Raw genomic sequence first — 23,894 nt, forward strand, 5'->3', positions numbered from 1 at the left:
GGCAACATAAATATCATTTTACTTCTATTGTTTTTTTGATTTTATTAGGTGTGGTATTTTCTTTACCTATGCCATATATATCCAAACTTATTGTAGATAATGTTTTAATTGGTGGGAATCTTCAAAAACTATTCCCCTATATTATACTTGTAATCGTAATTATACTATTTCAGTTACTTGTTGGTAGGCTAAATTCTATAGCATCAGCACACTTTTTTCAAAGATTTTTAATGGAATTGCGTCAGCAAATTTTATCAGAAGATGCTTTAGAATCATTAACAAGTGATTCTAATATTACAACTGTTATTTTTAATGATTCTGAGCTATATGTGACAAATGTTGAGAATACGGTAGTTCCTTTTATTTCAAATATAGGTCTGTTTTTGGGTTATTTGATATTAATGTCACAGATAAATATTAGCTTAACATTTATTGTATTATTTATGATTCCTATCTATATACTATGGATGATATATGTAGGAAAAAATTAAAGTTATTAAGTTATGAACAACAAAACAATAGAGATTTATTGTTAAATAATTTAAACACGATAACAACAAATTATGAAGTTATAAAAATATTTAGATTGTTCTCAAAAGTATACAAAGAATTTAAAGAAAATATTAGCAGTAATTATGTAACTAATTCCGAAGTTAGAACTTTTCAAAATTTTATAGGAATTATATCTGCAGGTATAATCTCTTCAACAACAATTTTAATTTTTGTTCTTGGAGTATTTTTGGTTGTTAATAATCAAATTTCAATAGGTGATTTAATAGCATTTAATACCTATAGTGGAGTAATTTTCTCGCCAGTTACCCAACTTGTAAATATCATAGCTACGGTATCAATTAGTAAGGTTTATGAACAGAGAATAGCAGAATTCTTAAAGATGTCTCCGAAAAGCCAAGCTACAGTCGACCTTAACAATTTGGATTCTATGAATTTATGTAATTTAAATATTTTTAGTGGTGAGAACAAATTAATAGATAATATTAATCTTACTTTCTTAAGAGGAGAAAGGATTCTGTTGCGTGGAGAAAATGGTAGTGGAAAGACTTTACTTTTGAAATCTCTTGTTAACTTATATGATAACTATACAGGAGATATATATTTTAAAAAGAAAAGTGGTGTATCACTAAAATTAGATAATCAAATAAAACTAACACCGGTTAATATTATTTATCTGTCAAATAATCAAGGCTTTCCACTAAAATCATTACGAGAAGAACTCTTATCAGACACAGTATCTGATAAAGACATATCTAATATTTTAAAAGATATTGGTTTATATGAAAAAATACTGACATTAGACAAAGGTATTGACACTTCTGGTCAAGAATTAAGTAAACATCTTAGTTTAGGGGAGCTTCAGAAATTACGTCTTGCACGAGCAATATTATACTCTCCTAAGGTATTAATTTTAGATGAAATATTGTCAAATGTCGATACCTTATCTACTAGAAAATTACTAAGATTATTAAAGTCGAAACTTCCCACAGCAATCATAATTGCAGTGGGGCACCATCTTACTGAACTTGACTTTTTTGATAGAGTTATAAAAATTGATGGTAATTTATTGAAGAATATAAATTAAATCTATGAATATGATTATTATTTAATTACTATTTGATAGTATACTAAAAATATTTCAAATCAGTTACAACTATCATATTTGTTGTGCCTCAATTTTTCTCCCCCAAAATCAGTTACTTTTTAAGTAGTTTTCTAAACTGTCCAAATGCTTTAAAATCAATAAAGTAATTTTAATTAAATATCGGTCACCGCTATAGTTCAAGGTCTTCAAACATTGGTTTGAAGACTTTTTTCGTTGTTTTAAGCAACTTTATATTTTTTATTTAACCGAAATAAAAAGGCACCTTCTTTAATGAGATAACCTCTAGCTCAGTATTTTATTTGAAAGTGCTAAAAAATTTACCTTATTTAAATGAAATTATTTGAAATTAAATAAGTTATAATAAAAGATACATAGTGATAAAAGCGCAGTAATAAAGGCTTTTAGTATTTAAAGAGATGTAGGTTCCACCAACCAGGTCTTAAGAAAGCTCGTAAAGCATCACAATTTAGTAAACGTTAATCAATACGATTATATCAACGTTTTAAAGCACTCAAGAGTTTGATATGATACCTCTAAAGTAGACACGGTAAATACCTAAAATCTACTTAAGAGGTATTTTTATGTCTAGAAGAGAAAAATTAACCCCATACGAGAAAGAACAAGCTTGTCTTGATTATATTAATGGTAATCGTTCCAGATCTGAAATATGTAACTGTCTCCATATTTCCACAAGGACGATTCAAGATTGGGCTGCTATCTATGAAAAATATGGAATTTTAGGATTCACAAAGAAAACAAAAAATCGTTCCTATTCAAAAGCATTTAAAATAGAACTTGTAGAAAAATGTATTAGTGGTGAGGCTTCGTCTATTGATTTAGGCCAGCAGTATGATATTTCTTCAGGACTTTTAAGAAAGTGGATTAGGATGTATAATGCCAATATAGAACTTAAGGATTACAATCCAAAACAGGAGGTCTATATGGCAAAAGCAAGACGTAAAACCACTATTGATGAACGCAAAGAGATTGTCAACCATTGTATTGAACACAATCGCAATTATAAGGAAACAGCGGCGCTTTACAATGTTTCTTATAGTCAAGTATACTCCTGGATGAAGAAGTGTGATAGTGATGGTGAAGAAGGATTAATTGATAAAAGAGGTCGTCACAAACTAGATGATGAGCTTGATGAATTAGAACGTTTACGAAGAGAAAATGTGCGCTTAAAACGTCAGTTAGAAGAAAAGGAAATGGCCGTTGAACTCTTAAAAAAAGTGAAAGAATTCGGAAGGATGTGAGGCTAGGCAAACAGCGCCACGAATCAAAATACTTAGTGATTGAAGACTTCAACACCAATAAAGGGTGGAGCATTAGCTGGATGTGTCATCAGCTCGGCATTACGAGGTCTGCATTTTATAAATGGAAATATCGAATAGTCCCAGAACAAGAACAATTAAACAGCGAAATTGCGGAATTAATTAAAGAATATGACGAACGTTTTTCACATATCTTGGGGTACCGAAGAATGACCGATTGGATCAATCATTTCAATCATACGAATTACTCAAGAAAGAGAATTCACCGAATTATGAAGATACTCGATATTCACGCTGTTATCCGTAAGAAAAGGAAAAAATACAAGACTACCAAGCCTGAAGAAACTGCAGAAAATAAGTTGGCAAGAAACTTCTATACAACTGCTCCAAATAAAAAATGGGTAACAGATGTTACAGAGTTTAAAATTCCTAACTCTCGTAAGAAACTCTATCTTAGTGCCATACTTGATTTATATGACCGCTATCCTATTGCTTTTGTCATAAGTGGTCGAAATGACAATCGGCTAGTCTTCAAAATATTTGACAAAGCTATTGAAAAAAATCCCACAGCTAAGCCTATATTTCACAGCGATAGAGGGTTTCAATATACCAATAAAAACTTTCAAAAAAAGCTGAAAGATACTGATATGATTCAATCCATGTCAAGAGTAGGTCATTGTATTGATAACGGACCAATAGAAGGTTTTTGGGGAGTTATAAAATCGGAAATGTATCAGATGTATGAGATTTCAGATGAGGCCTCCCTCCGATATGCCATCAAAGACTATATCCGGTTTTACTGTCAAGAGCGTCCACAAAGCAGATATGACTGTAAAACGCCTTTGGAAGTCAGAAAAGCTGCCTTAACATCAGAACATCCTTTGTCATACCCAATCGCTAAGAATAACAAAATTGAAAAGTATAAGTCTAAGTGGTCTGCATAAAAAATCAGCCGTACATTTATTTTGTACGACTGACCTTATAAAACAGACACTTTTTTAGATATTTAACCTGTCTACTTGACAGGGGGCATATCACTTTGAGTGATTTTTTTGTTACTTTTTGATATCTTTTACGAATAGATATATTGTAGAAAATAGGAGGTATATAAAATGATGACATATGATGAAGTAATGGAAGCGATAGAAAGAGGGTTTATCAAGGGGGATAAAATCAGTATTGTCCGACGAAATGGGAAGATCCATGATTATGTTTTGCCAGGAGAGAAAGTAGAACCTGGAGAAATAGTGACAGAAGTAGACTTAGAGACTGTACTTGAAGAGTTGAGGGAATAATATATGAAAATATTTTTATTTTGAAAATAGATTGTTGTATCTTTTAGTTATAATTCTATATGATAAAAAGAAGTGGTAGTTTATAGACGAAGTCAAATTTTATAGTATGTTCGAAAAGAAAGAGAAAAAGTGAGAACATGATATTACTTGAATTCAACAGTCAATAAAAATTGAGATTGAAGTAGAGACACAACGATTAGTTTCTCTACTTTTTTTAGTGTGTTAGTATTTTCGTGGTATAATATGGAGGAAGTGTAGTTTCATTATAATGAGACAAATTTTAAAAAATGAGAGTTCATTATGCGTAACGATATTCAACCGAGTCTACAAACAGTAGAACAATATTTTTCTAAATCTGAATTTTATATTCCTAGCTACCAGAGACCGTATGCGTGGCAGGTGGCACAATGTGATCAGTTAATTGAAGACATCAATCAGCATATGGAAAACTTCGATAAAGATTCACAGGACAATTACTTCTTTGGAGCAGTACTGATTGCCCAGGAATCTGGTGAGGACCATGACGTTACACTAATTGATGGTCAACAAAGAACAACTACCTTTATGTTGTTATTAAAAGCGTTGTTACTTAAAATTGAGAGTGAATTAGCTATCCAACCTCAAGACGATGCAGATGGTAGACGACTTATTAAGAGACTGAACGGATTAAAAGAACAAATTGCATCATTGCTGTTTAATATGTCTGAGGATGAACTAGATGATTTTGTTGATGGGCTATCATTCCCAACTGTTGAAATGATAAAGTACATTAATGATTCCATCTCAGAAAAATACTCTTTTGACATGCAGGCTATTCTACTTGGACGCAATTTTGAAGAAATAAAACAGAGTGTTCATCAAATATACCGTCGCCAAAAAGATAATCGCTATACGAACTTCTACAAAAATTTCCGATATTTTTATAATACTTGCAAAGAATTGAGTGTTATTAATTGCATTAATTTTGCTAATCATTTCATAAAAAATTGCCAAGTCATCACCATTACAAGTTTTAATACTGACCAAGCTATTAATATTTTTAACTCTTTAAATGGTACTGGTGTACCATTGACTCCAATTGAAGTCATTGTTTCCAAAACGACTGCTAGTGCTGCAGATAGAAAAACATTTGAAAATAATTGGCAGGAGATAGTAGAATGGGCTGACAAGTCAAATCTTGATTTGAATACGTTGATGACACATTATATTTTCACTAAGCTATCGCAACAAAATGGTACAGACAGATGGAATCCCGGAATTCGTGCATTCTTTAATAAGAATAAGGAACTTCTTAATGATGATGTTGTCTTTACAGATGATTTGAAAAAGATACTCAATACTTATTTGCTTACATCAGAAACATCGATTGGTAGAGTAGTCAGTCAGCTTAATGGTAATTTAAGGCCATTTGTGAGTAGCTATCTATTTTTCCGAGATGATAAGAGATATATAGAGTACCTGATGCGAATTGGTATCTTAATTGAATTATCAGAGTTATCATACAGTCATAGATTATTCAAACGCTTTCTTGAGGAAATCAATTTGTTGTATAGTCAAGTAGATACATTTTCAACAGAGTCATTAATTGATAAGGTTCGAGAGCATATACGTTTGAATTTTGAATATGAAAATGTTAAACAAACACTTTTAGAGAGTGGAGTCTCAAATGCTCTTATTTATGTGAATGAGTACCTATTTGCAACCGAACATGGTATAAATCTAAAGCTTGACGGAAATATAGACATCGAACATATTATGCCAAAAAGTGGGATTAACAGAGAGCACATCATGCATGATATAGGTGTCGATGATCCGGATGAATTTCGTGAATATGCTGAGAAGTTAGGAAACAAAATTTTACTTGAAGCAGAAATAAATCGTGGTATTGGAGATGCCTGGTTTAGAACTAAGAAGGAAAATCATATCTCTAAAGGTAATGGATATATTGGTAGTAAGTTTCCAATAGCTCAGTCTCTCGTGACGTATACCAAAGATACTTGGACTAAAGAGGATATTGATTTAGCCACAGAGAAAGCAGCAAAACGAATAGCAGACTTTGTTTTTGAGCTATAATTTTTAGTTCTAGTTATCCGAGAAAAGGATAATATTATTGTGTCAATAAAGTGATTACTTATTTGGTTAGATAATATACTATCAAAATGTGTATAAGATATTGACAGAAATCCAGATATTATAGGAGTAGAGTTGTTCAATTTTTATGTAATATTTGGAGAACCAGTTTTATAGGAATGAACTTTTCATGGTGCAATCAATAATTATTTATTGCTATAAGATAAGCAAGAAGAGTTTTATCATATTAGATATTGAAAAAATAATTGAACAAATTAAGGGGAATCTTCTAAATCTAGGGGTTATCTTAAATGACTAATATAACATTTTCACAAGTTCAAAAGAGTTTTCACAAGAAGTTGGTGTTAGACATTCCTGATTTTCAAGCGGATTCAGGTGAAATCATCTCCATCGTTGGTGGTAATGGTGCCGGGAAGTCGACTTTTATCAAGCTCTTGGCAGGGATTTTTTTGCAGGATAAGGGCGAGGTTCGTGTCTATGGCGTTTCTAATCGCTCCAAGAAAATCCACTCGCTGGTCAAGTTTGTCTTGGAGAGCGGGCAGGGGTTGTACAGTTATTTGACAGCTATGGAGAATCTCCAATATTTTCTAAGCTTGAATGGGATTGCCTTGTCTCATATCAAGGCAGAGGTGGATGTCTTGTGCGACCAGCTGGCGTTTACCCCTTATAAGGACACGCTGGTTTCAGAACTGTCCCAGGGCAACCGTCAAAAATTGACCTTAATCTTAGCCTTGGTGCAAAAACCGAAAGTACTCTGTTTGGATGAGCCGACCAATGGGCTAGATTTGCTGGCAAAAAACAGCTGATGACTCTTTTGCAGGATTATGCGCGTCACCATCAAGCCAGTATTTTTATCACCAGTCATGATGCTAGTTTTATCGAGAAGGTCAGCACTCGGGTGGTGGTAATTCAGGAGGGGCGGCTTTATCGTGAAGGAACCTTTGAGGAGATTTTTGGTAATGTCCACCAGCATGAAGTCTATCACTTGCTGTTAGATAAGAGTGCAGAAAGTGTACTGAAACAAAGATTCCCTGAGCTGGACTACAAGGTCCTTGACGGTGGGATTTCGGTAGAGACCAGAAATCCAGACCTTTATCGGCTATTGCTGGAAGAAACAGAAGTCTTGCAGTTCACCCGAGAACCTGCCTCTTTGGAAGATTTGCTGTATGAGGTGCTCAAATGATGCTATCAGCGATTGGGCGAGAGTTTAGTCGCCAACTCAGTGAATACAAACAGTTCAAAGTCAATCTTCTCTTTGCCAACCTGGGAATTTTCTTTCTAGTTACGGGTTTTCTGACCTATTTTGACAGCCAGCAAGATACTTTTGAGTTGTTTATCTTGCTTTTTACTTGGTATTTTTCTAGCCACAGTATCACCCATCCAACCTATTTTATCGAGGATGAGATTGCAGACCGCACCATTATCAACGTGATTCAGAGTCGGCGGAGCATCTTTGGCATGCTTTTTATCAAAATTATCGTACAGATTTTGTTGGACTTGGTCAAGGCCATTCCTTTGTTTTGCTTGGTTGCCTTGGTTCAGCAGATTGCCTTTCCTACTGACTGGGTCGTTACATTTGTTACTTTTCTTCTGTCCTTTGTGGTTATTGCGTCCCTTTATGGTCTAGGCTTTCTCTTTGCCAGTTTTTCCTTTGTCTTTACAAAAATTTCCAGTATTACTAGCCTCCTTGCTTACGGGATTCTCTTTTTGGTTGGTTTTCAGGAACAATCGAGTCATTTGATTGCTACTTTAACTCGTTTCTTGCCTTTTCATCTCTTGGTGAGTTTTATCCGCCAACCAAGTTGGTTCGTTCTTTTATTATTACTGGGATACGGTTTGATTTACTGGCTCTTGGGTTACTTGTGCTTTCAAACTTGTTTGACCTATGCCAAAAAGAAGGGAAGTTTGTTCCATGTATAATGAAGTGAAGCGATTTTATCTCTTTCGCAGGAGACGCTGGGCGGATACCCTGTTTGACACCCTCTACCACGTCATTTTCATTCTTGGTTTTTATAGCCTTTTGAGGGGAAATTCTGACTTTCAGTTGTCCTATTTCTATTATTATTTCATCTTGACCCATGTGGTTTCCTTGGGAAATGAAGAGTTGGAGTACGAGATTCGGTCTGGGCAATATTTTGGCACCCAGTATGCTTTGCAATCAGTGTATAGAATTTACCTGCAACGAGCAGTGGTTTACTTTGTTTGGTTGTCTTTGATATTCTGGATTGCTCTGCTTTTGATTCATCAGGGTTTACCAACTCACTTTTCTTTGAAGGTCATCAGTTTCCAAGTACTGCTCGTGGTACTGATTGGTTTCCTGATTTTCCTCGGCTATTATCTTGTCATGATTCGACTGACCATCCGCTTCCAACGAATTTCAGTCTTGGTAGATTTTCTAAACACCGTGCTCTTATTCTACTCAGGACTCGTCTTTCCAGTGGTGAGTTTTGGGAATTTGAAGAAATTATTTGATGGGATTATAAGAAATTAAGGATTCTTTTTCAATGCAGAGTCCTTTTTCTATTGAAATCTTCTTTTAATTCCTATCCTCTGAGACGGTGAAGGTGATATACTCCCACTTACAGTGGACAGTGAAAATACTATAATTCACTAGAAGTGAATTGCCGCCCAAAAGAAGTCCAAAATCTGTTGAAAAAACTAAGAGTAGTTCAACTCTATCTAAACGAAGAGAAGTCTGTGATTATTTTGCTAGAAGATTTAATATTGGTCAAACAACCATTAGATAATGGATCCGTAAGCATAAGCAAGATGATGTTTTTTTATTTAAATAGACCATTTTTTCTGATAAGGTAATTTGCTTTCCGCTTAATCTGGTTGTTAGCATTTACGAAATTTGGTTGAAAAAATAAAAAAAGTGAAATAAAGGGTCCTCTGAGCTTCGAATACAAGACCTGTTATGATATACTTATATCAAGGTTAAGGAATGAGGTTTCTCCCCTCTCCTTAACCCGACCATTGTTGTTGTAAGGTTAGACGAGATTTCTCCTCTCGCATCTAACATAATCTATTAACTTCTATTAGTTATGAATCAGGGGTCTCCCCCAAAGCATAACTATCCTTTCTGTTTTTAGTGTTATGAGGTTTCTCACCTCGCTGTTAAACTAAAAATAGTCATTGTTTTTCTTCTCCAGAGAAATTTCTCTTGGGAAGAGAGGTAGTCCATTGAGGGCTGCCTCTTTTTTGTTGTCAAAGGATCTCATTTAGACAAGAAAAAACCATCGGAACAACAGGAAGTTCCAATGGTCACAACAACAATATTTTCAAAAAACAATGACGTTTTATGAAAAAGAAGATATGGAGAAGAGGGAGAAAAGCAACCTCTCCATAAAATTCCCCGAAGGGAAAAACAATGACTGTGTTTAGGACTACTCCTAAACACAGTTTTAGTATAGCTTATTGACGGGGTTGTTTCAAGGCTAGGAAACCAGAATAAGAGAATTATTATCTCGAAAGTCAACCTATGTCACTAGGTTGCGATACCTATATGATATAGCCTATCATGGCTTCATGGTAGAAATTAAAGATTATGAAAGTACAAAAGAGCTCGAAGAACTAGAAGGTTGGCGGTATTTTCCGATTAGAGTAGCAAATAGGATCAAGTCCTTCTGGGAGAGCAACAGCGTTCTCTCTTACTTGAGGCGACATCGGTTAAAACGAACGATGATCATTAGTTATGCATTATTGGGAACAATGGTATGGACAGCTACAACTGCTTATTTCTCTCCAACCCGAGTTACTTATTTAGAGTCACAACTGCAGGCAACCCAATCATTTGGTAATGGTCTTGGAAGTATCACAGCAACCTCTATGACTTACTCCTCTTCAAATGGGTTGGTCGTTATGGAGTTGACAACATCAGATGCTACTAGTGCTGTTAAAAAAGGGATTAATACTGAAAATCTTGATTGGCAGGTTTTCTTGCCAAGTAGTGTTAAGAATCCTGAAGCAGTGACCTTAGAAGTCATTCCGTTAACCGGAGATAAGGTGTATCTGGTCATGCGTAATGTGCCTTCAGATTATACGCTCATGGTTATTCGTGCGACAAATAAGACACCGAACTCAAACAGTCTCAAGATTGACGTTCAAGAATACAATGACTACTTATCATCAAGTTCTAATGACGCTTCAGTTTCTAAGCAGAATCAACAAAAAGATAAGGAAGTGAATAAGAACTACGTTGATTTCTTTGTAACTCCTCAAAATGAACTTCTCAAAAACAAATATGTCAAGAATTTGTCTCGTGAGAAGTTTGCCCTCAATATTTTTGAAGAGGAGTTGAAATATCAAAAAGGTCAACGAAAAGAACTCTTGGCTTCTGCAAAAACACTTGATGACAGTGTCAAGGAAGATACTAAGACATTGGAGCAGTTGAAGCGTGAGTCAGAATACTTGGTCGGTAACGAGTTAACCGATAAGCAGAGTGATATGGAAGCTATCGAGAAAAGTATGGACTCTAAAGAGAAGGACGGAGCGAAAGCGCGTGAAAATGCTGCTTATGTTCAGACAATCATTGAACAGATTGAAAAAAATATCAAAGCAGTTAAGAATGGTACTTACAAGTTTAATTCACCAGTTCGCTCAGTAAAACAAGATATTGGGGAATAAATATAAAAAGGAAAGAAAGGACTTTATTAACGATTATGACAATTGACGAACAACGCTATTTACTTAACCAGGACTGCCTATTGATGAAATACCAGCGAGGTAACGCTATGAATGAACCCCTTCAAATTTTTAGAGGGAAATGGGCAGACGGTTTAGAACGCCTACATCAAATCATTGATAAAGAAGTTGGTTGGAAGAACTTTCGTAGTTTTGTCTCAAGTAACGTACATCATGACTCTGAAACATCCATTGAGGTAGTTAAGACACACTTAAACCAATGCCGTATTGAATGTACGGACCTTTTGGATATTGATTTTGGAGAGAAAGGTTCTATTTGTATTCAGAGGGATCAAGTGGAGCTTTTGACTGAGAAATTCCGTTATTTCCTTTATTTTGAAAGTAATATTCAACCAATGATGGATATTGACTTCTAGGAGGTACTGGATGAATCAAGAAGAAAACCAACAACAAGAGGGGAACTGGGGACTGCCTCGTGGTCTTTACACGCAGGTAAAGTACTACGGTGTTCCGGTAATGAAAGCCTTCATTATAGTAGGGAGTTTTGTTTTTCCGCTACAATTCAGGGATATATTTTTCCCTAGAGGGCAGGAGTTGAAGTTCCTAATCAATTTACTCTGTACAATGACTTTAACGATTTATTGGATGATCCCTTCTTCGTCTGGTGGAAATAAGTTCTGGGAATTTATTCATGCACACCGTCGGACAAAGAAACGTTATTATCCAATTGATAAGAACTGTTACCCAGAGTTGAGAGATGATGGCTCGAAAAACCGTCGCTACTTAATGGATAAGGCTGCAGAACGTTTAGGAAGGAAGTATAAATAGATGAAGGAGAGGACTAACCATAATCTTAGTAAGACTCCTTATATTGACAAATACACAACAGACCTTACTGAGAAAATCAGACCCAAGCGTCAAGATTTTGTGGCTTGGGGTAGACAAGATGAAATCAGACAAGTCTTTATCTCACTGAATCGATTAGAAAAAAATTCTCCTGTACTAATTGGTGAAGCTGGTGTAGGTAAAACAGCTATTGTAGAAGGAATTTGTGCGGATATTCTTAACAAGAAAGCCCACGTCCCAACACGTTTCCAAGGTAAGCAGGTTAAGCAACTAGAATTATCTGCTATCCAAGGGAAAGAATTTGACCATATAGGTAAAGAGGTGAACATCATTGCCAAAATGGACGGATTGATTAAAGAGTTTATGGCTCATAAAGATGAGTTTATCCTCTTTATTGATGAAGTGCATACCATTATGGGAACTGGGGTTGAGGGAAGTGCCCTTGACGTCGCTAATAGCTTGAAACCAGCCTTATCTCGTGGGGAAATCTATCTTATTTCAGCCACTACAGCTGATGAGTTTATGATTATCGAACGAGATCCAGCGATGGAACGACGTCTGCAACCAGTTTACGTTGATGAACTGGACAAAGAGGCATCTATTTTGGTCTTGAAAAAACGTCGTTCCAAGTATAAACGAGAACTTGACATTGAAATTACTAATGATGCCATTAAGGCAGCAGTAGAATTATCTATTCGTTATATTACGGATAAAATGCTTCCAGATAAAGCTATTGATATTATTGATGAAGCTTCAGCGACTGCAAATATCGATGGAAAATCAGAGATTACCTTAAGAGATATTGCGAATGTCATTCACCGTAAAAAAGGTATTCCTATGGAAAGTCTACTACGCACGTCGTCAACTCCAGTGGATTTTGCGGAAGGGATGCGTGCTGTTGTTAAGGGGCAAGACCATGTGATTCGAACGATAGCACGCCTTATGTATAAGGGAATCCAGGGAGGACAGAACAAGCGAAGGCCTCTTGGAACTCTTCTTCTACTTGGAACAACAGGTACAGGTAAAACTGAATTGGCGAAACAAGCAGCCAAACAACTGTTTGGCAGTGAAGAAGCGATGATTCGGCTGGATATGTCAGAATACATGACTGATAATGCTGTTGTTCGTCTTATAGGAAATGACGAGAGAAAAGGTGACTTAACGGAGAAAATTAAGAAGAATCCCTACTCGTTAGTACTATTGGACGAGTTAGAAAAGGCTCATCCAGATGTCTGGGCTTTGTATTTGCAAATGCTTGATGACGGGCATTTGACTGATGGACGTGGACGAAAAATCAATTTTAAGAATACGTTTATCATTGCGACATCAAACGTGGGGCATAAGCGAATCAAAGATAAATATATCACCTCTGGTCAGACCTTTACAGAAATGAACAAGACTGACTATAAAGAGTTCATGAAGGACATGAGAGACGAGTTAATCAAGATCTTTAAACGTCCTGAATTTATCAACCGTTGGAAAATTGAAGTGACTAATATCTTGACGAAACAAACCATTGATAAGATTGTCTATTCAAAAATGGCTGTACATGAGAGCAGTTGGTTTAAAGAGCATCATATCCTTATTAATTATGAGGATGTTATGGATGGTGAGCAAACTATCGATGGTAAAAAATACTTTTATGAATATCTCAGTAGCGTCGGTGTTAGCCCAGAAGATGGAGCAAGGCCTTTAGAGAGAACTATTGATGAAGTGTTAACAGATGAAATCTTTGAGCAATTGTATTTCCTTGGGCGAAAGCCAGAAGATTACTTTATAGTTGACGTGTCTCTATCTGGACATGCACCAGGAACGTTTGCGTATGGGGACTCAGGTAGAAAGACAGTTCAAGATAGGCGTCAGACGCATATTAGTGTCAAACGGATACCTCCAGAGGAGTATGGTAACTACTTGCTTACTTCTTAAGGGGTGTCACTAGGTTGTGACTCGTAGATGGAATATTGTAGACTACAGATATTAAAATTTTAAGGAGGCTGTTTTGAAAGAAAACACATTTTTGAACAACGTGAAGACAAAGGCATCAACACTAGGAATGACTGCTTTATTGACGTTAAACTCTGTATCACTTGCTTTTGCGGAGCAAACTGGAGGAAATGGGGCTGCTGCTAACCCAGCTAATGAGGCAACTAATACACTTAATGATGTTTCAGGTATGTTGCGTATTGCATTCCCAGCGGCTGCAATAGTATTTGGCTTAATTGCTTCCTTCTTGTTAATGATGGGAGATAAGAAACGAACAGTAGCACTTGATTGGCTGATGTGGATTGCAATCGGACTATGTGTTGGTTCATCGATAAGTACAATCGTTGCTTACCTATGGCAACCCAAATAAGTCTTTAAGAGGTATACTTTATGGAAAAAGAATTACTTACCATAAAGGGGAATCGCAAGGTATTGTTTCCGGATGCCTTGTTTCTTTATATCGAGTGGAAAGGAAATGCAAATCCTAAAAAGGATGAAGAGTTAGCGGATATTATTGATGACTTAGATACTGAATATTTTCCTAGTAATAAAAAGGAAAGTATCGCACAAAGTCTCCCATTCCTAACTTTTAAACAAGCGGAATTACTTTTTCGAGAAATCAAAAAGCGTTATTCTCAGTTTACCTTGAAGGGAATTGCTCTTGCTAGTCAACCGATGGAACAAAATGGTCGTTTAACACGACCAACTACGGGAGTCCCTAGTATTGAAGGACAACCACAGATTACCCCTTTTGTTATTACGAAAGATTATAAGGAACTCGTTACCCCACTTATCGAAGAAGCACATCGTGATAAACGGTTTGAGAAGACAACATATGAAGGCATCTCTAACTTTTTCAGTGGTCCTATGGGGTTACTTCCATGTTATGCTGAAAGTCTTGGCTTGTCTCTAGTTGATATGCCACCCTATCCAAAACCTGGAACGATTGAAGGAGAACTTCCAAACCGTCTTATGTCGAATAAGGATAAGCATAAGCAGTCAGTTGCTCGAGCAAAGAAACGGAAGGAGAAAACAGGAAGAGTGTATGAGGATGAAGAAGTAGGACCACCAAGTAAATTGCCATTGATTATGGCTATCAGCTCTTGTACGTTGTCGGTATTCTTATTGTTGATGCTAATGGTCTATAATAGTAATTTCACGCGCGTGAAAAAAGAACTTGTAATTACAACAGATAAGGTTGAGCGTCTTACAATGATACAAGATCATGAACATGAGATTGATGTTATGGCTCGTTATTTCCTGTCATACTATTATTCAGGAGACAAGGATAAGCTTAAGGCTTACTTGGATAATAATGATGCTAAATTTACTAACCCAGAGGTAGCAACTGTTTCTAGCACAATGTTAGAAAAAATTGAACTTGTTAAAGGTGAGAAAGATACCTATGAAGTTACATACGTCGTAGGTACAACAGATGAGGCTCAAAAAACTACTGTTCATCGAGTCACCTTTAATGTCAAGAAAAAATCATCAGCTACTCAAGGGTGGGTAGTTACTACTGAACCAACCACAACCGCATTTGCAACCCCAACATCTCCTTCTACTGAAACTTCAGCTGAAAATAAGGAGGGCTAGCCTATGGGTGCAGAAGCAACGATAGAAATTGAACAAGGGAAGGTTTGGCCCTCTCTCTCAGATATGATTTCCCAATCTAAAGATTGGCCTAATGAGGTTGGTGCTAAAGGTTGGGGAGGTGATAAAGACAAAGAGCTCCTATTGGCATCTTTTTATGCACAATGGGACCAATATCTACATCCAACATCAGGACTATTTATAGCCTTTGGCTTTATTCCAGAGATGCTTTCGAAAGGTATCTATAGTTTTAGTTATGCGATTGAGAAAGTTTATCTCAACATGTTTAAGTTATTTGGGATGTTTGATTATATCAGTCAATCAGATAGCTTTGTTGGTCAAGTTTATAAGTGGCTTCAAATTGTTGGGATTGCTTTATTTGTTTTGGTAACACTTATTCGTCTAATAATGGCTATGGCAGGAGCACCATTCAGATATCGAGAATTCTTCAATCATATAATTCTGGTAACTTTTTCTGTTGCTGCACTACCGACTTTTGCTTCAAAGTTCGGTAGTGCTATTGCTAAAGATACAGTAGGGTTGGCTTATTTCGATGTAATGGGTAGTGGACAAAGTGTTTCACTTTCGGTAACACCATTTCGAGGTAATACAGTTGATCTTGAGATGCTTTATGCAATGGATTTTGATACAGATAAATTGGGTTATAATGAAGATACTCATTTTATAGCAGGTGATAAAAACTGGAATACTATCTCAGATGGTAACATTTGGTCCACTAATTTTACTGAAACATATGGTCCAACCAATAAGGCAATGCTTCAGTACTATTCTGGACGTGAAGGACGAGTATCGTCGATACCTAAGTTTTTAGGGATACGAGAAGATGGCTCACTCGATTGGTGGCAAGTTACTAAAAATGGTGCAGCCATGTCTAACCCGATAACTGGTCTTCTTCTACAAAGTAAACTATTATTTACTGGTTGGAAAGAAGAATCCGAGTGGAAAGATAATCAAGAAAAATCACCCTATAATGGTTTTTCTGACGTAATGAGATCTACCCTCAATACTATTCGTTATGCAGATGGGAAGATTGCTTATGCACGAGTTACCACTTCAAAAGCAGGTTATTTCCTTGGTTTTGATAATACTGCTTTCTTACCCACATATGCCCGATATAAGGTTGACTGGATAGCTCTGATAACTCAGCAAATTATACTCTTATTGCTTTTAATTGGATTATTAGTTACTACGGTTCGAGTAATTTTCAAAACACTTATAACAGTGATTATTTCACCACTGGTTTCATACTCGGCTGTTGGAAATAGTATGCGTATCCTAGAGGTTTGGCAAGAAGTTATGACAGGAATTGCCGCTATCTGGTTCCAATTACTATTTGTCAAAGTTGCTCAGTGGTTCTTAATTACCTATAGCGAAGTCAAGCTTAATTTAGGTAATGGAGCATCTGATGTTGCTAAGAAGACACTGGGTGGCAGTTTCTATGATGGATTAGACCCATTCCAACATGCCATAGCGACAATTGCTGTCTATCTAGGTGTTTATCTTGCTGTTTCTCAAGGTTCAAAAATGCTGGAACGTTGGCTAGGTATCGATACAAACCTTTCAAGTGGCACTAAGGCTGGAGTTGCTACAATGGCTTTAGGTGCTATGGCTGCTAATAAAATGGGTGGTGGTGCTAGAAACTTCGCTATTGGTAGGTATAATCCAGTCACTGGAAGACGCAATCAAAGTGGATTTAATCACCTCAAAAATAGCGCGGGTAGTGGAATCAGAGGTCTCAAGAATGCAGGAGGCACAGTGGGGTCAACTGCTTATGGTATGGCTAATGGTATGAGACGAGGTGCTCTGACTGCTGCAGGTGCTACAGCCGGTACTGTAGCTGGTACTTGGAAAGCAGTAGCCAAACAAAGAAATCAGGGGCTCAAGTTTAGAGAGATTGCTGGTAATTCAATGAGTACTGCTGGACGCACAATGAGTACTGCTGGACGCAATGTGTCTAGAGGAGTCAAAGAGACTGTTAAATCTGGTAAAGAAGTTGTTGGAACTGAATTCAAGAATGCAGGTCAAGCAGTCAAAAGAGATTTCTCTAGTAGTTTCGGAGAAGGTTATACAAGAGCTAGAGATAATGTTAAAGATAAACTCCTAAATAACACTGGGGGAGCAGGAAGAGTTACTCCAAAGGGAGATACCTCGAATATTATCACTCCTCCTCAAACCTTACCAAAGAAAAATAGCTTAGATAGTGATCGCCGTTTCCAAAAATTTGATGCTGGAGAAGACGGAGAGTTGTAATAAATAGTTTACGAAAAAACAAGCCTTTAAATTGGCTTGTTTCAGATTGAAGACAAAGTCCTCAGAAGTTATACTTCTGGGGACTTTTCTTGCTTCGAAGGAGTATAATAAAAGGAAAAGGTATTTGATGAGGTACTCCTATGTTTCACAAAGATAATCCTGAATATAATCGTCGTCAAGTAGGTTTCTATACGCTTGATGAGCTTGTGCCTAAAGACCATTTTCTAAGAAAATTCGAGTATATGTTGCACTTATTCTTGCAATTTATCTTATCAAAAAAATTGCATTTTATTATCTAACGTGATAAAATGCAAATATATTGATAAAATGGAGAGAGAAATGGATCTTAGTAAAGTTAACACAATTTTGCAAGCTTTTTGTTTTGCTGCCAATATATCTCCTGTGAATCTTGACTTACCTATTATCTTTCAAAGACGATATGACTTTGCAAATTTAGTAGTTGCAGACCAAGAGTTCTTGCTAATGGCTGAAAAAAGATCGGGAAGTTTGAATAATTTTGTTAAACAAAGTCAGGCCGTTCAGAGGCTGACGAATCAAAATGTTATCCTAGTCTTTAGACAATTGGCAGATGATGAAAAGAAAAAACTTCTACATGCAAGAGTGTCATATCTTGATTATCAAGAAAATGCCTATTTACCGAAATTAGGGTTTTTGTATTCAAAAATATCAGACACAAAACAAAATGAAAGAGAACTTACGCCAACAGAACAGCGTGTGTTGATTATTCTATTGCTGTTTGTATCTGATTTGGTTATTGATATTAATAAAATTAGCCAGCTATCAGGTCTATCGGTACCTAGTTTGTACCGTATCTTCAAATCTTATAAAGAGAGAGGTTGGTTAATTAATCACCGGAAATCTTATCATTTAGCAAAAACGAAAACAGATTTATTTGATGAAGTCAAAAATTTTTTAAAAAATCCAATAACTAAAGTTGTAATTATTTCTGATGAAGATTTTCAGAGGTTAAAAACCAATTTAGATTTTAAGATATCACATTTTGAAGCTTTATCTTATCTTGGCATGTTAGCCAATACGGAAAGTTACGGTCAATATGCCTTATCAAAAAAACAGTATAAAAAAATAGGAAAAACGATTAAGCAACCGATTTTTCAAGGGCACCGAATAGAACTTTGGACATATGATCCGATTGTATTTGGATATAATAGCGACTATTGGACGCAACTGGGAGTGGAGACTAATTATAATATGGTAGATCCTATTTCCTTATACTTAACCTTAAAAGATAATGATGATCCTCGTATTATGGAGGAAGTGGAAGAACTGGAAGAAAAGATATATACTATTCTAGGAGAAGACTATGCCAGCTAATTTTAAACCTGCCTTTCAAAATATGTTTCAAGATTTCAAAGACTACTATGTCCTAATAGGTGGTACAGCTACATCTATTGTCTTAGATGCTAATGGTTTTGAAAGTCGTACAACAAAAGATTATGATATGGTTATCATTGATGAATTAAAAATAAGACATTCTATGAAGTTTTGACAAAGTTTTTAGAATTGGGAGAATACGAAGGAGGTTATAAAGATCATAAGGCTCAGCTTTTTCGTTTTACAACCAAGAAGCCAGGTTTTCCAGAAATGGTTGAATTGTTTAGTATCCTACCAGAATATCCTCTGAAGAAACTTAGCAGAGAAACACCAGTACACTTTGATGAGGAAGCTAGTCTGTCTGCTTTGTTGCTAGACGAGGATTATTATCAACTTCTCATGAGAGAACGTCAAGAAATTGATGGTTACTCTGTATTAAGTAATCGTGGGTTAATCGTATTCAAAGCCAAAGCTTGGCTTGACATGAAAGCTCGTGTAGAACAAGGGGAGCATGGCCTCAGTAAGAAGATAAAAAAACATTTGAACGATATCACACGATTGACCGGCTTACTTCATGATGATGATAAGTTGGCTAATCTAGAGGTTTCCGAGACACTAAAGAATGATATGAAGCAATTCATTGAATTACTATCTTTAGATATTCAATCTATTCCTCAAAATGAAGATATTTTTCTGTCTAAAGAAGAAGTCTTTGAGATTTTACAGCACTTTTTAACAGCATAAATTGCTCAAACAAGAGAAATTTGAACGCAAGCAGCAAAAACGTAGGGAGAAGCACAAAGGTAACTAGTGACTTTCTCTTTCATAAAATAGAACAGCTCTTTTCGTATAAAAAGAGCTGTTTTTACTTGTGTTGAAAATTCCTTTTGTATATAGATTCCTAATAAACCTACTTGTCGTCAAAAGGTTTACTGATGATAGTTTCAAATTCCAGACAATACTTACTTGCCTCAAATTCAATGATATCATATTGGGCAATCTCATTTTGATAGAATGGATCGTGTGCAATGATTTCTTGAACAGCTTCTTTATTTTTTGCTCTCATGAGGATGATACCACCGGTTCTTGGATTTTTTCTTCCAGATGCGATAAAATGACCTTTTGTATAATACTGATTTAAAAAATCTATGTGTTTTTCTAAGAATTTTTCAACTGTATCAAGGGGTTTGATATAGGTAAGATTTACAATAAACATAAGCGACTCCTTTAAAATAAATGATAAATAGATTATAATACTTTACAAACTACCTGAATAGTAGGCACATTTTTGTAAGGAGAAAAAATGTTAACAAATAAAAATTGGAACTGTAGTATGTCTCGAGTCTTAGATGTGGTTGGTGGGAAATGGAGGATGAATATCTTATGGGTGATCAACAAGCATCAAACGATTCGTTTTAACAAGTTAAGAAGAGAAGTCGAAGGAATCACAACGATTAGTTTGACACGCGGACTGGATGTCTTACTGGAACATCAATTAGTTAAGAAAGTTGATTTTGAATCCATGCCCCTTCATACAGAATATGAGCTAACAGAAAAAGGTAAATCGCTAATGCCGATTTTAAGAGACTTGAATCAATGGGGAAAAGAATGGCTGTAGTCTATTTCGGATTTTGTTTAATGTCTACTATCGCACCACTTAACCTGGCATTTTAACCACTTATCTTCGAAAGCCGTTTTTTCGATAATGAAGTCCATTTGATTGGCCTGATAAGTCGCAATCAGCCTATGAATCTAGTAAAATTATCTGAGTTACTTGAAGTCTCAAGGAGTGCTATTACTCAGAGTGTTAGACGTTTAACCAAGAAAAATCTCGTTACTTTTGAATTTGCACAGGATAATGAAAAAAATAAATTATTTTTCTCTCAAGTAGATATAAACAAAAAAAGAGAAAATGTATTAGGTGATATGCATAATGGTCTAGTTACATTAGAAGAGTTTACAGCTATTTTAAGTGAACTTTTTGATTATGCAATAGTAAATTGGAATTCAGGAAACTTTTATACGATATATGCTTCAAATAATAAAGATAATTTACTAGACTTTTTATCAAAAATGACAGAATCTTTAACTCCTAAAAGATTTGTTCATCATCAATTACCAGTAATATTGTTTGGGTTAACCAAAAATGAAATTAAATATAGAAAAATAAAGGAAGTAGAATTATGACTCTATCATCTTGGATGTCTTATATCATTGCATGTATTTTGCTTATTTCCCCACCTGGTCCGACTGTAACCTATCTTATCACTACTAGCATGTCACATGGAAAGAAGGTAGCCTACGGAATTGTTTGGGGTAGCTTTTGGGGTGGATTACTTTGTTTACTACTATCTTTCATTGGTGTAGGTGCGATTCTCAGCACATCCTCTCTTTTGTATGCTAGTCTACGTATACTTGGCATTATTTACTTAATATATTTAGGAATAAAAAGTTTGATTGAAGCTAATCAACCACAGGATAGGACTGACAGTCTAACCCCAGTAACTCGAAAAGAAGCCTTTAAGAATGGATTTCTCCTCATTTTCTTGAATCCAAAAAATATTATTTTTTTCGCTTCTTTTATTCCTCAATTTATTAAGCAAGAAGCCTCTTTTCTTTTACAAATGGGAATTTTAAGTATAACTTATTTAACGGTTGGTCTAATCAATGATTATTTATATAGTTTTTTTGCCTCTCAAATAGGAGATTTATTAGGTCGTCAATCTGAAAAACGAATCAATCAAATCGGTGGTATTGCTATGATTTTATCGGCAATCATTGTGTTATTTCAACAATTTTAAGATTTTACTAAAAGTCATGGTGACATTTTTGATATTTCGACAAACTCATGAAAAATCGACTTCTATCCTAATTGAGTGAAGTCGTTTTTTTTTTTTAAGTTTTGATAAATTGCAAGAATAAGTGCAACAGCTAGAGCAAAGAGTAGGAGGCTTATCATGGGCAGTTTATTTTGGGATAATGTCACACTGTTATTAGCCGAGAGAGAGATGACTTTTGCGGAGCTCGTTAGGCAGATGTTTGTAGGAGAGTACCATTACCCAAGCGAATTTTGGCGCTTGTATTGCAAACTGTATCATTACAAAAAAGAGCACTTTCTACCACAAGAACGTTGGGTGGATAGAATGGTTGCAGTTCTTGGTGTTGACTATGCGGAGTTCTATAGAAGGTACTAAAGGTAAGGGATTGAAATTTGTTTGGTTGTTCTTCTTAGACCCTCTGCCGTATCCCTGCTTAGGGCTGGTTGGAATATTTGCAAGTACCCACGGATAACCATTTTCAATGACTAACAAGCAGTTCTATTGTTCCGCAAATTGAGTTATGTCGTTCCGCAAATAGATGTATTGTTCCGCAAATGATATAATAATAAGCAGAAATGAGGTAGACTATAATGTTTATGACCGTAAAAGAAGCTGCTATTAAATGGGGAATATCTGAAAGGCGCATTCGTACCCTCTGTTCTCAAGGCAAAATTGATGGGGCATTTCATGATGGTAAGCTTTGGAAAATACCTGCTAGTGCAAAGAAACCAGCTGATGGAAGATTAAAGAAGGGTTCTAACCTTTTAAAGACCATAGAGGAAAAGAAAACAGAGCTATCTAAAAGAAGACCAATGACTGAAGGTGAAGTTGAACGTCTTAACGAGCAGTTTTTAGTAGAGTTCACCTATAATTCGAACGCCATTGAAGGTAATACCCTGACTTTAAGAGAGACTGATATGGTGTTGAGAGGGTTAACCATTGATCAGAAACCTTTAAAGGACCATTTAGAAGCTATTGCTCACAAGGAAGCATTCCAATATGTACAAATCCTAGTCTCTGAAAACATACCTTTGACGGAAAAAATAATAAAGGATATTCATTGCCTTGTATTATCTGACAAAAAGGATGATAGAGGCGTCTATCGAAATGTTCCTGTTCGTATTATGGGCTTAATGAACCAGCTCAGCCCTACATGATTAGACCAAAAATGGAGCAACTACTCATAGAGTATCACGAGAACACAGAGGATATCATTACCAAACTAGCAAAGTTCCATATTGAATTTGAGAGTATTCATCCATACATATGTAGTGTTTACAACAATACCAAAATGGTGATTTCATAATTTTCCTCCTATTAGTCGTCTTGATTTTCCTTGGCTTTGCGAATGCGAAGCCAAACGACAATTTGCATCATTAATCCGAAAAGGAAAGCTGCGAAAAGAATTGATGTGAAATGACCTAGATTGAAAAGGGAGCTAAGATAGTTCTTGTTATCATCCGTTAAGACATTGAGAAGTGGCATTCCAAAGAACATAAAAACTCCATAGACAAGTCCCGCTTTAAGGCCAGGGTAGCGTAACTGTTTCTTTTCTTTCTGGCTCAACATATCAGGGTCAATGGCAGTAATACCAGTTTTTTAGTTTGAGTGGTGACATAGACTGCACAAATCATGGAAATCATAAAAATAATGATTGGATATCCGAAAGCGACAATTTGGGGATATTTATAAGCAAGAACAAAGGGAACGAGATTGCCAAAAATCATGAGGTAAAAGAGAACCATAAAGATTTTATTTCCAATGCGGTCGGCCTCGCGTTGTTTGTGTTCATCAAGTGGTCCTGAAATGCCATAGGTTCGTTTCATAAGTTTTTCAGTGAGAGTTTCTTTTTTCATTATTTCTTTCTCCTTCTTGTTAAAAATCATCTTCCCAAAAGAGACTGTTGAGGTCTGTTTGGAGACTACGAGCGAGATTGAGACAGAGTTCCAGAGTAGGATTGTACTTGTCGTTTTCAATCATGTTGATGGTTTGCCTAGAGACACCGATATCCTTGGCCAGTTCGAGTTGGGACTTTCCCAGTTCCTTGCGGAATTCTTTCACACGGTTCATTCTTTCTCCTTTTCAGAATGTGTCGTATATATTT

23 protein-coding genes and 5 pseudogenes are annotated in these 23,894 nt (G+C 35.8%); 25 read left to right on the top strand and 3 right to left on the bottom strand.

The window, feature by feature from the left end; genetic code table 11:
• Positions 1-68: 68 nt before the first annotated feature.
• From HSISS3_RS12170 to HSISS3_RS12200, 20 genes and pseudogenes are all read left to right on the top strand, one after another.
• Positions 69-757 (top strand): annotated as a pseudogene (locus HSISS3_RS12170) (ABC transporter transmembrane domain-containing protein); the annotation flags it as partial.
• Positions 758-940: 183 nt separating this feature from the next.
• Positions 941-1,597, top strand: coding sequence for an ATP-binding cassette domain-containing protein (locus tag HSISS3_RS12175; protein WP_240472102.1), 657 nt, complete (start codon positions 941-943; stop codon positions 1,595-1,597).
• A 602-nt stretch (positions 1,598-2,199) separates the two neighbouring features.
• The gene (locus HSISS3_RS01980) at positions 2,200-2,877 is read left to right on the top strand and encodes a helix-turn-helix domain-containing protein (protein WP_021151539.1); all 678 of its coding nucleotides are present in this window, start codon (positions 2,200-2,202) and stop codon (positions 2,875-2,877) included.
• Entirely contained in the window at positions 2,874-3,839 is a 966-nt protein-coding gene (locus HSISS3_RS12180) for an IS3 family transposase (RefSeq protein WP_042771740.1), read from the top strand. Before HSISS3_RS01980 ends, HSISS3_RS12180 begins: the two co-directional genes overlap by 4 nt.
• A 168-nt stretch (positions 3,840-4,007) precedes the next feature.
• Positions 4,008-4,190, top strand: coding sequence for a competence regulator inhibitor paratox (locus HSISS3_RS01990; RefSeq protein ID WP_021151541.1), 183 nt, complete (start codon positions 4,008-4,010; stop codon positions 4,188-4,190).
• 300 nt (positions 4,191-4,490) lie between these two features.
• Positions 4,491-6,263 (top strand): DUF262 domain-containing protein, encoded by a 1,773-nt coding sequence (locus tag HSISS3_RS01995; RefSeq protein ID WP_021151542.1) that lies wholly within the window; start codon positions 4,491-4,493, stop codon positions 6,261-6,263.
• Between the two features lie 308 nt (positions 6,264-6,571).
• A complete protein-coding gene (locus HSISS3_RS12185; RefSeq protein ID WP_021151543.1) occupies positions 6,572-7,087 on the top strand; it encodes an ATP-binding cassette domain-containing protein in 516 nt (171 codons plus the stop codon).
• Complete coding sequence (locus HSISS3_RS12190; protein WP_021151544.1) at positions 7,087-7,464, top strand: hypothetical protein; 378 nt, start codon at positions 7,087-7,089, stop codon at positions 7,462-7,464. The genes HSISS3_RS12185 and HSISS3_RS12190 overlap by 1 nt, the downstream gene beginning before the upstream one ends.
• Positions 7,461-8,201, top strand: a complete 741-nt coding sequence (locus HSISS3_RS02005) for a hypothetical protein (protein ID WP_021151545.1) — start codon at positions 7,461-7,463, stop codon at positions 8,199-8,201. The genes HSISS3_RS12190 and HSISS3_RS02005 overlap by 4 nt, the downstream gene beginning before the upstream one ends.
• Complete coding sequence (locus HSISS3_RS02010; RefSeq protein WP_021151546.1) at positions 8,194-8,772, top strand: hypothetical protein; 579 nt, start codon at positions 8,194-8,196, stop codon at positions 8,770-8,772. Before HSISS3_RS02005 ends, HSISS3_RS02010 begins: the two co-directional genes overlap by 8 nt.
• 1,037 nt (positions 8,773-9,809) lie before the next feature.
• Positions 9,810-10,907, top strand: coding sequence for a hypothetical protein (locus HSISS3_RS02015; protein WP_240472095.1), 1,098 nt, complete (start codon positions 9,810-9,812; stop codon positions 10,905-10,907).
• Between the two features lie 35 nt (positions 10,908-10,942).
• Positions 10,943-11,341: a hypothetical protein gene (locus tag HSISS3_RS02020; RefSeq protein WP_002892434.1), complete on the top strand. Its 399-nt coding sequence runs from the start codon at positions 10,943-10,945 to the stop codon at positions 11,339-11,341.
• Between the two features lie 10 nt (positions 11,342-11,351).
• Positions 11,352-11,753 (top strand): hypothetical protein, encoded by a 402-nt coding sequence (locus HSISS3_RS02025; protein WP_002887310.1) that lies wholly within the window; start codon positions 11,352-11,354, stop codon positions 11,751-11,753.
• The gene (locus HSISS3_RS02030; protein WP_021151550.1) at positions 11,754-13,697 is read left to right on the top strand and encodes an AAA family ATPase; all 1,944 of its coding nucleotides are present in this window, start codon (positions 11,754-11,756) and stop codon (positions 13,695-13,697) included.
• 73 nt (positions 13,698-13,770) lie between these two features.
• The gene (locus HSISS3_RS02035) at positions 13,771-14,124 is read left to right on the top strand and encodes a TrbC/VirB2 family protein (protein WP_021151551.1); all 354 of its coding nucleotides are present in this window, start codon (positions 13,771-13,773) and stop codon (positions 14,122-14,124) included.
• Positions 14,125-14,144: 20 nt separating this feature from the next.
• Complete coding sequence (locus HSISS3_RS02040; protein WP_021151552.1) at positions 14,145-15,350, top strand: hypothetical protein; 1,206 nt, start codon at positions 14,145-14,147, stop codon at positions 15,348-15,350.
• 3 nt (positions 15,351-15,353) lie between these two features.
• Positions 15,354-17,618, top strand: a complete 2,265-nt coding sequence (locus HSISS3_RS12195; RefSeq protein WP_021151553.1) for a hypothetical protein — start codon at positions 15,354-15,356, stop codon at positions 17,616-17,618.
• 140 nt (positions 17,619-17,758) lie between these two features.
• On the top strand, positions 17,759-17,917 hold the full coding sequence (locus HSISS3_RS11900; protein ID WP_021151554.1) for a hypothetical protein: 159 nt from the start codon (positions 17,759-17,761) through the stop codon (positions 17,915-17,917).
• A gap of 40 nt (positions 17,918-17,957) precedes the next feature.
• The gene (locus HSISS3_RS02050; protein WP_021151555.1) at positions 17,958-18,971 is read left to right on the top strand and encodes a hypothetical protein; all 1,014 of its coding nucleotides are present in this window, start codon (positions 17,958-17,960) and stop codon (positions 18,969-18,971) included.
• Positions 18,961-19,424: pseudogene (locus HSISS3_RS12200) on the top strand (hypothetical protein); the annotation flags it as partial. The gene HSISS3_RS02050 and the pseudogene HSISS3_RS12200, both read left to right, overlap by 11 nt.
• Before the next feature lie 457 nt (positions 19,425-19,881).
• On the opposite strand, the gene HSISS3_RS02065 reads toward HSISS3_RS12200, so the two are convergent.
• Positions 19,882-20,187 carry a YciI family protein gene (locus HSISS3_RS02065; protein ID WP_021151558.1) on the bottom strand — a complete coding sequence of 102 codons (306 nt, stop codon included), beginning with the start codon at positions 20,185-20,187 and terminating at the stop codon, positions 19,882-19,884.
• An 87-nt stretch (positions 20,188-20,274) separates the two neighbouring features.
• On the opposite strand from HSISS3_RS02065, the gene HSISS3_RS02070 reads away from it, so the two are divergent.
• The 5 genes and pseudogenes from HSISS3_RS02070 to HSISS3_RS02095 all read left to right on the top strand — a co-directional run.
• A complete protein-coding gene (locus tag HSISS3_RS02070; RefSeq protein WP_134954246.1) occupies positions 20,275-20,589 on the top strand; it encodes a winged helix-turn-helix transcriptional regulator in 315 nt (104 codons plus the stop codon).
• Between the two features lie 62 nt (positions 20,590-20,651).
• Positions 20,652-20,843: pseudogene (locus HSISS3_RS12560) on the top strand (helix-turn-helix domain-containing protein); the annotation flags it as partial.
• A gap of 311 nt (positions 20,844-21,154) precedes the next feature.
• Positions 21,155-21,772: a LysE family translocator gene (locus HSISS3_RS02085; RefSeq protein WP_021151560.1), complete on the top strand. Its 618-nt coding sequence runs from the start codon at positions 21,155-21,157 to the stop codon at positions 21,770-21,772.
• Positions 21,773-21,928: 156 nt separating this feature from the next.
• On the top strand, positions 21,929-22,165 hold the full coding sequence (locus HSISS3_RS02090; protein ID WP_042771748.1) for a hypothetical protein: 237 nt from the start codon (positions 21,929-21,931) through the stop codon (positions 22,163-22,165).
• 215 nt (positions 22,166-22,380) lie between these two features.
• A pseudogene (locus tag HSISS3_RS02095) lies at positions 22,381-23,057 on the top strand (Fic family protein); the annotation flags it as partial.
• A 50-nt stretch (positions 23,058-23,107) separates the two neighbouring features.
• Here the strand turns inward: HSISS3_RS02095 and HSISS3_RS02100 are convergent.
• Together HSISS3_RS02100 and HSISS3_RS02105 are read right to left on the bottom strand one after the other, a co-directional pair.
• Positions 23,108-23,646 (bottom strand): annotated as a pseudogene (locus HSISS3_RS02100) (DUF3278 domain-containing protein).
• A 19-nt stretch (positions 23,647-23,665) separates the two neighbouring features.
• On the bottom strand, positions 23,666-23,860 hold the full coding sequence (locus HSISS3_RS02105; protein WP_006152985.1) for a helix-turn-helix transcriptional regulator: 195 nt from the start codon (positions 23,858-23,860) through the stop codon (positions 23,666-23,668).
• Between the last annotated feature and the right edge of the window lie 34 nt (positions 23,861-23,894).

It is taken from the genome of Streptococcus sp. HSISS3 (assembly GCF_000448605.1).
GTDB lineage: Bacteria > Bacillota > Bacilli > Lactobacillales > Streptococcaceae > Streptococcus > Streptococcus raffinosi.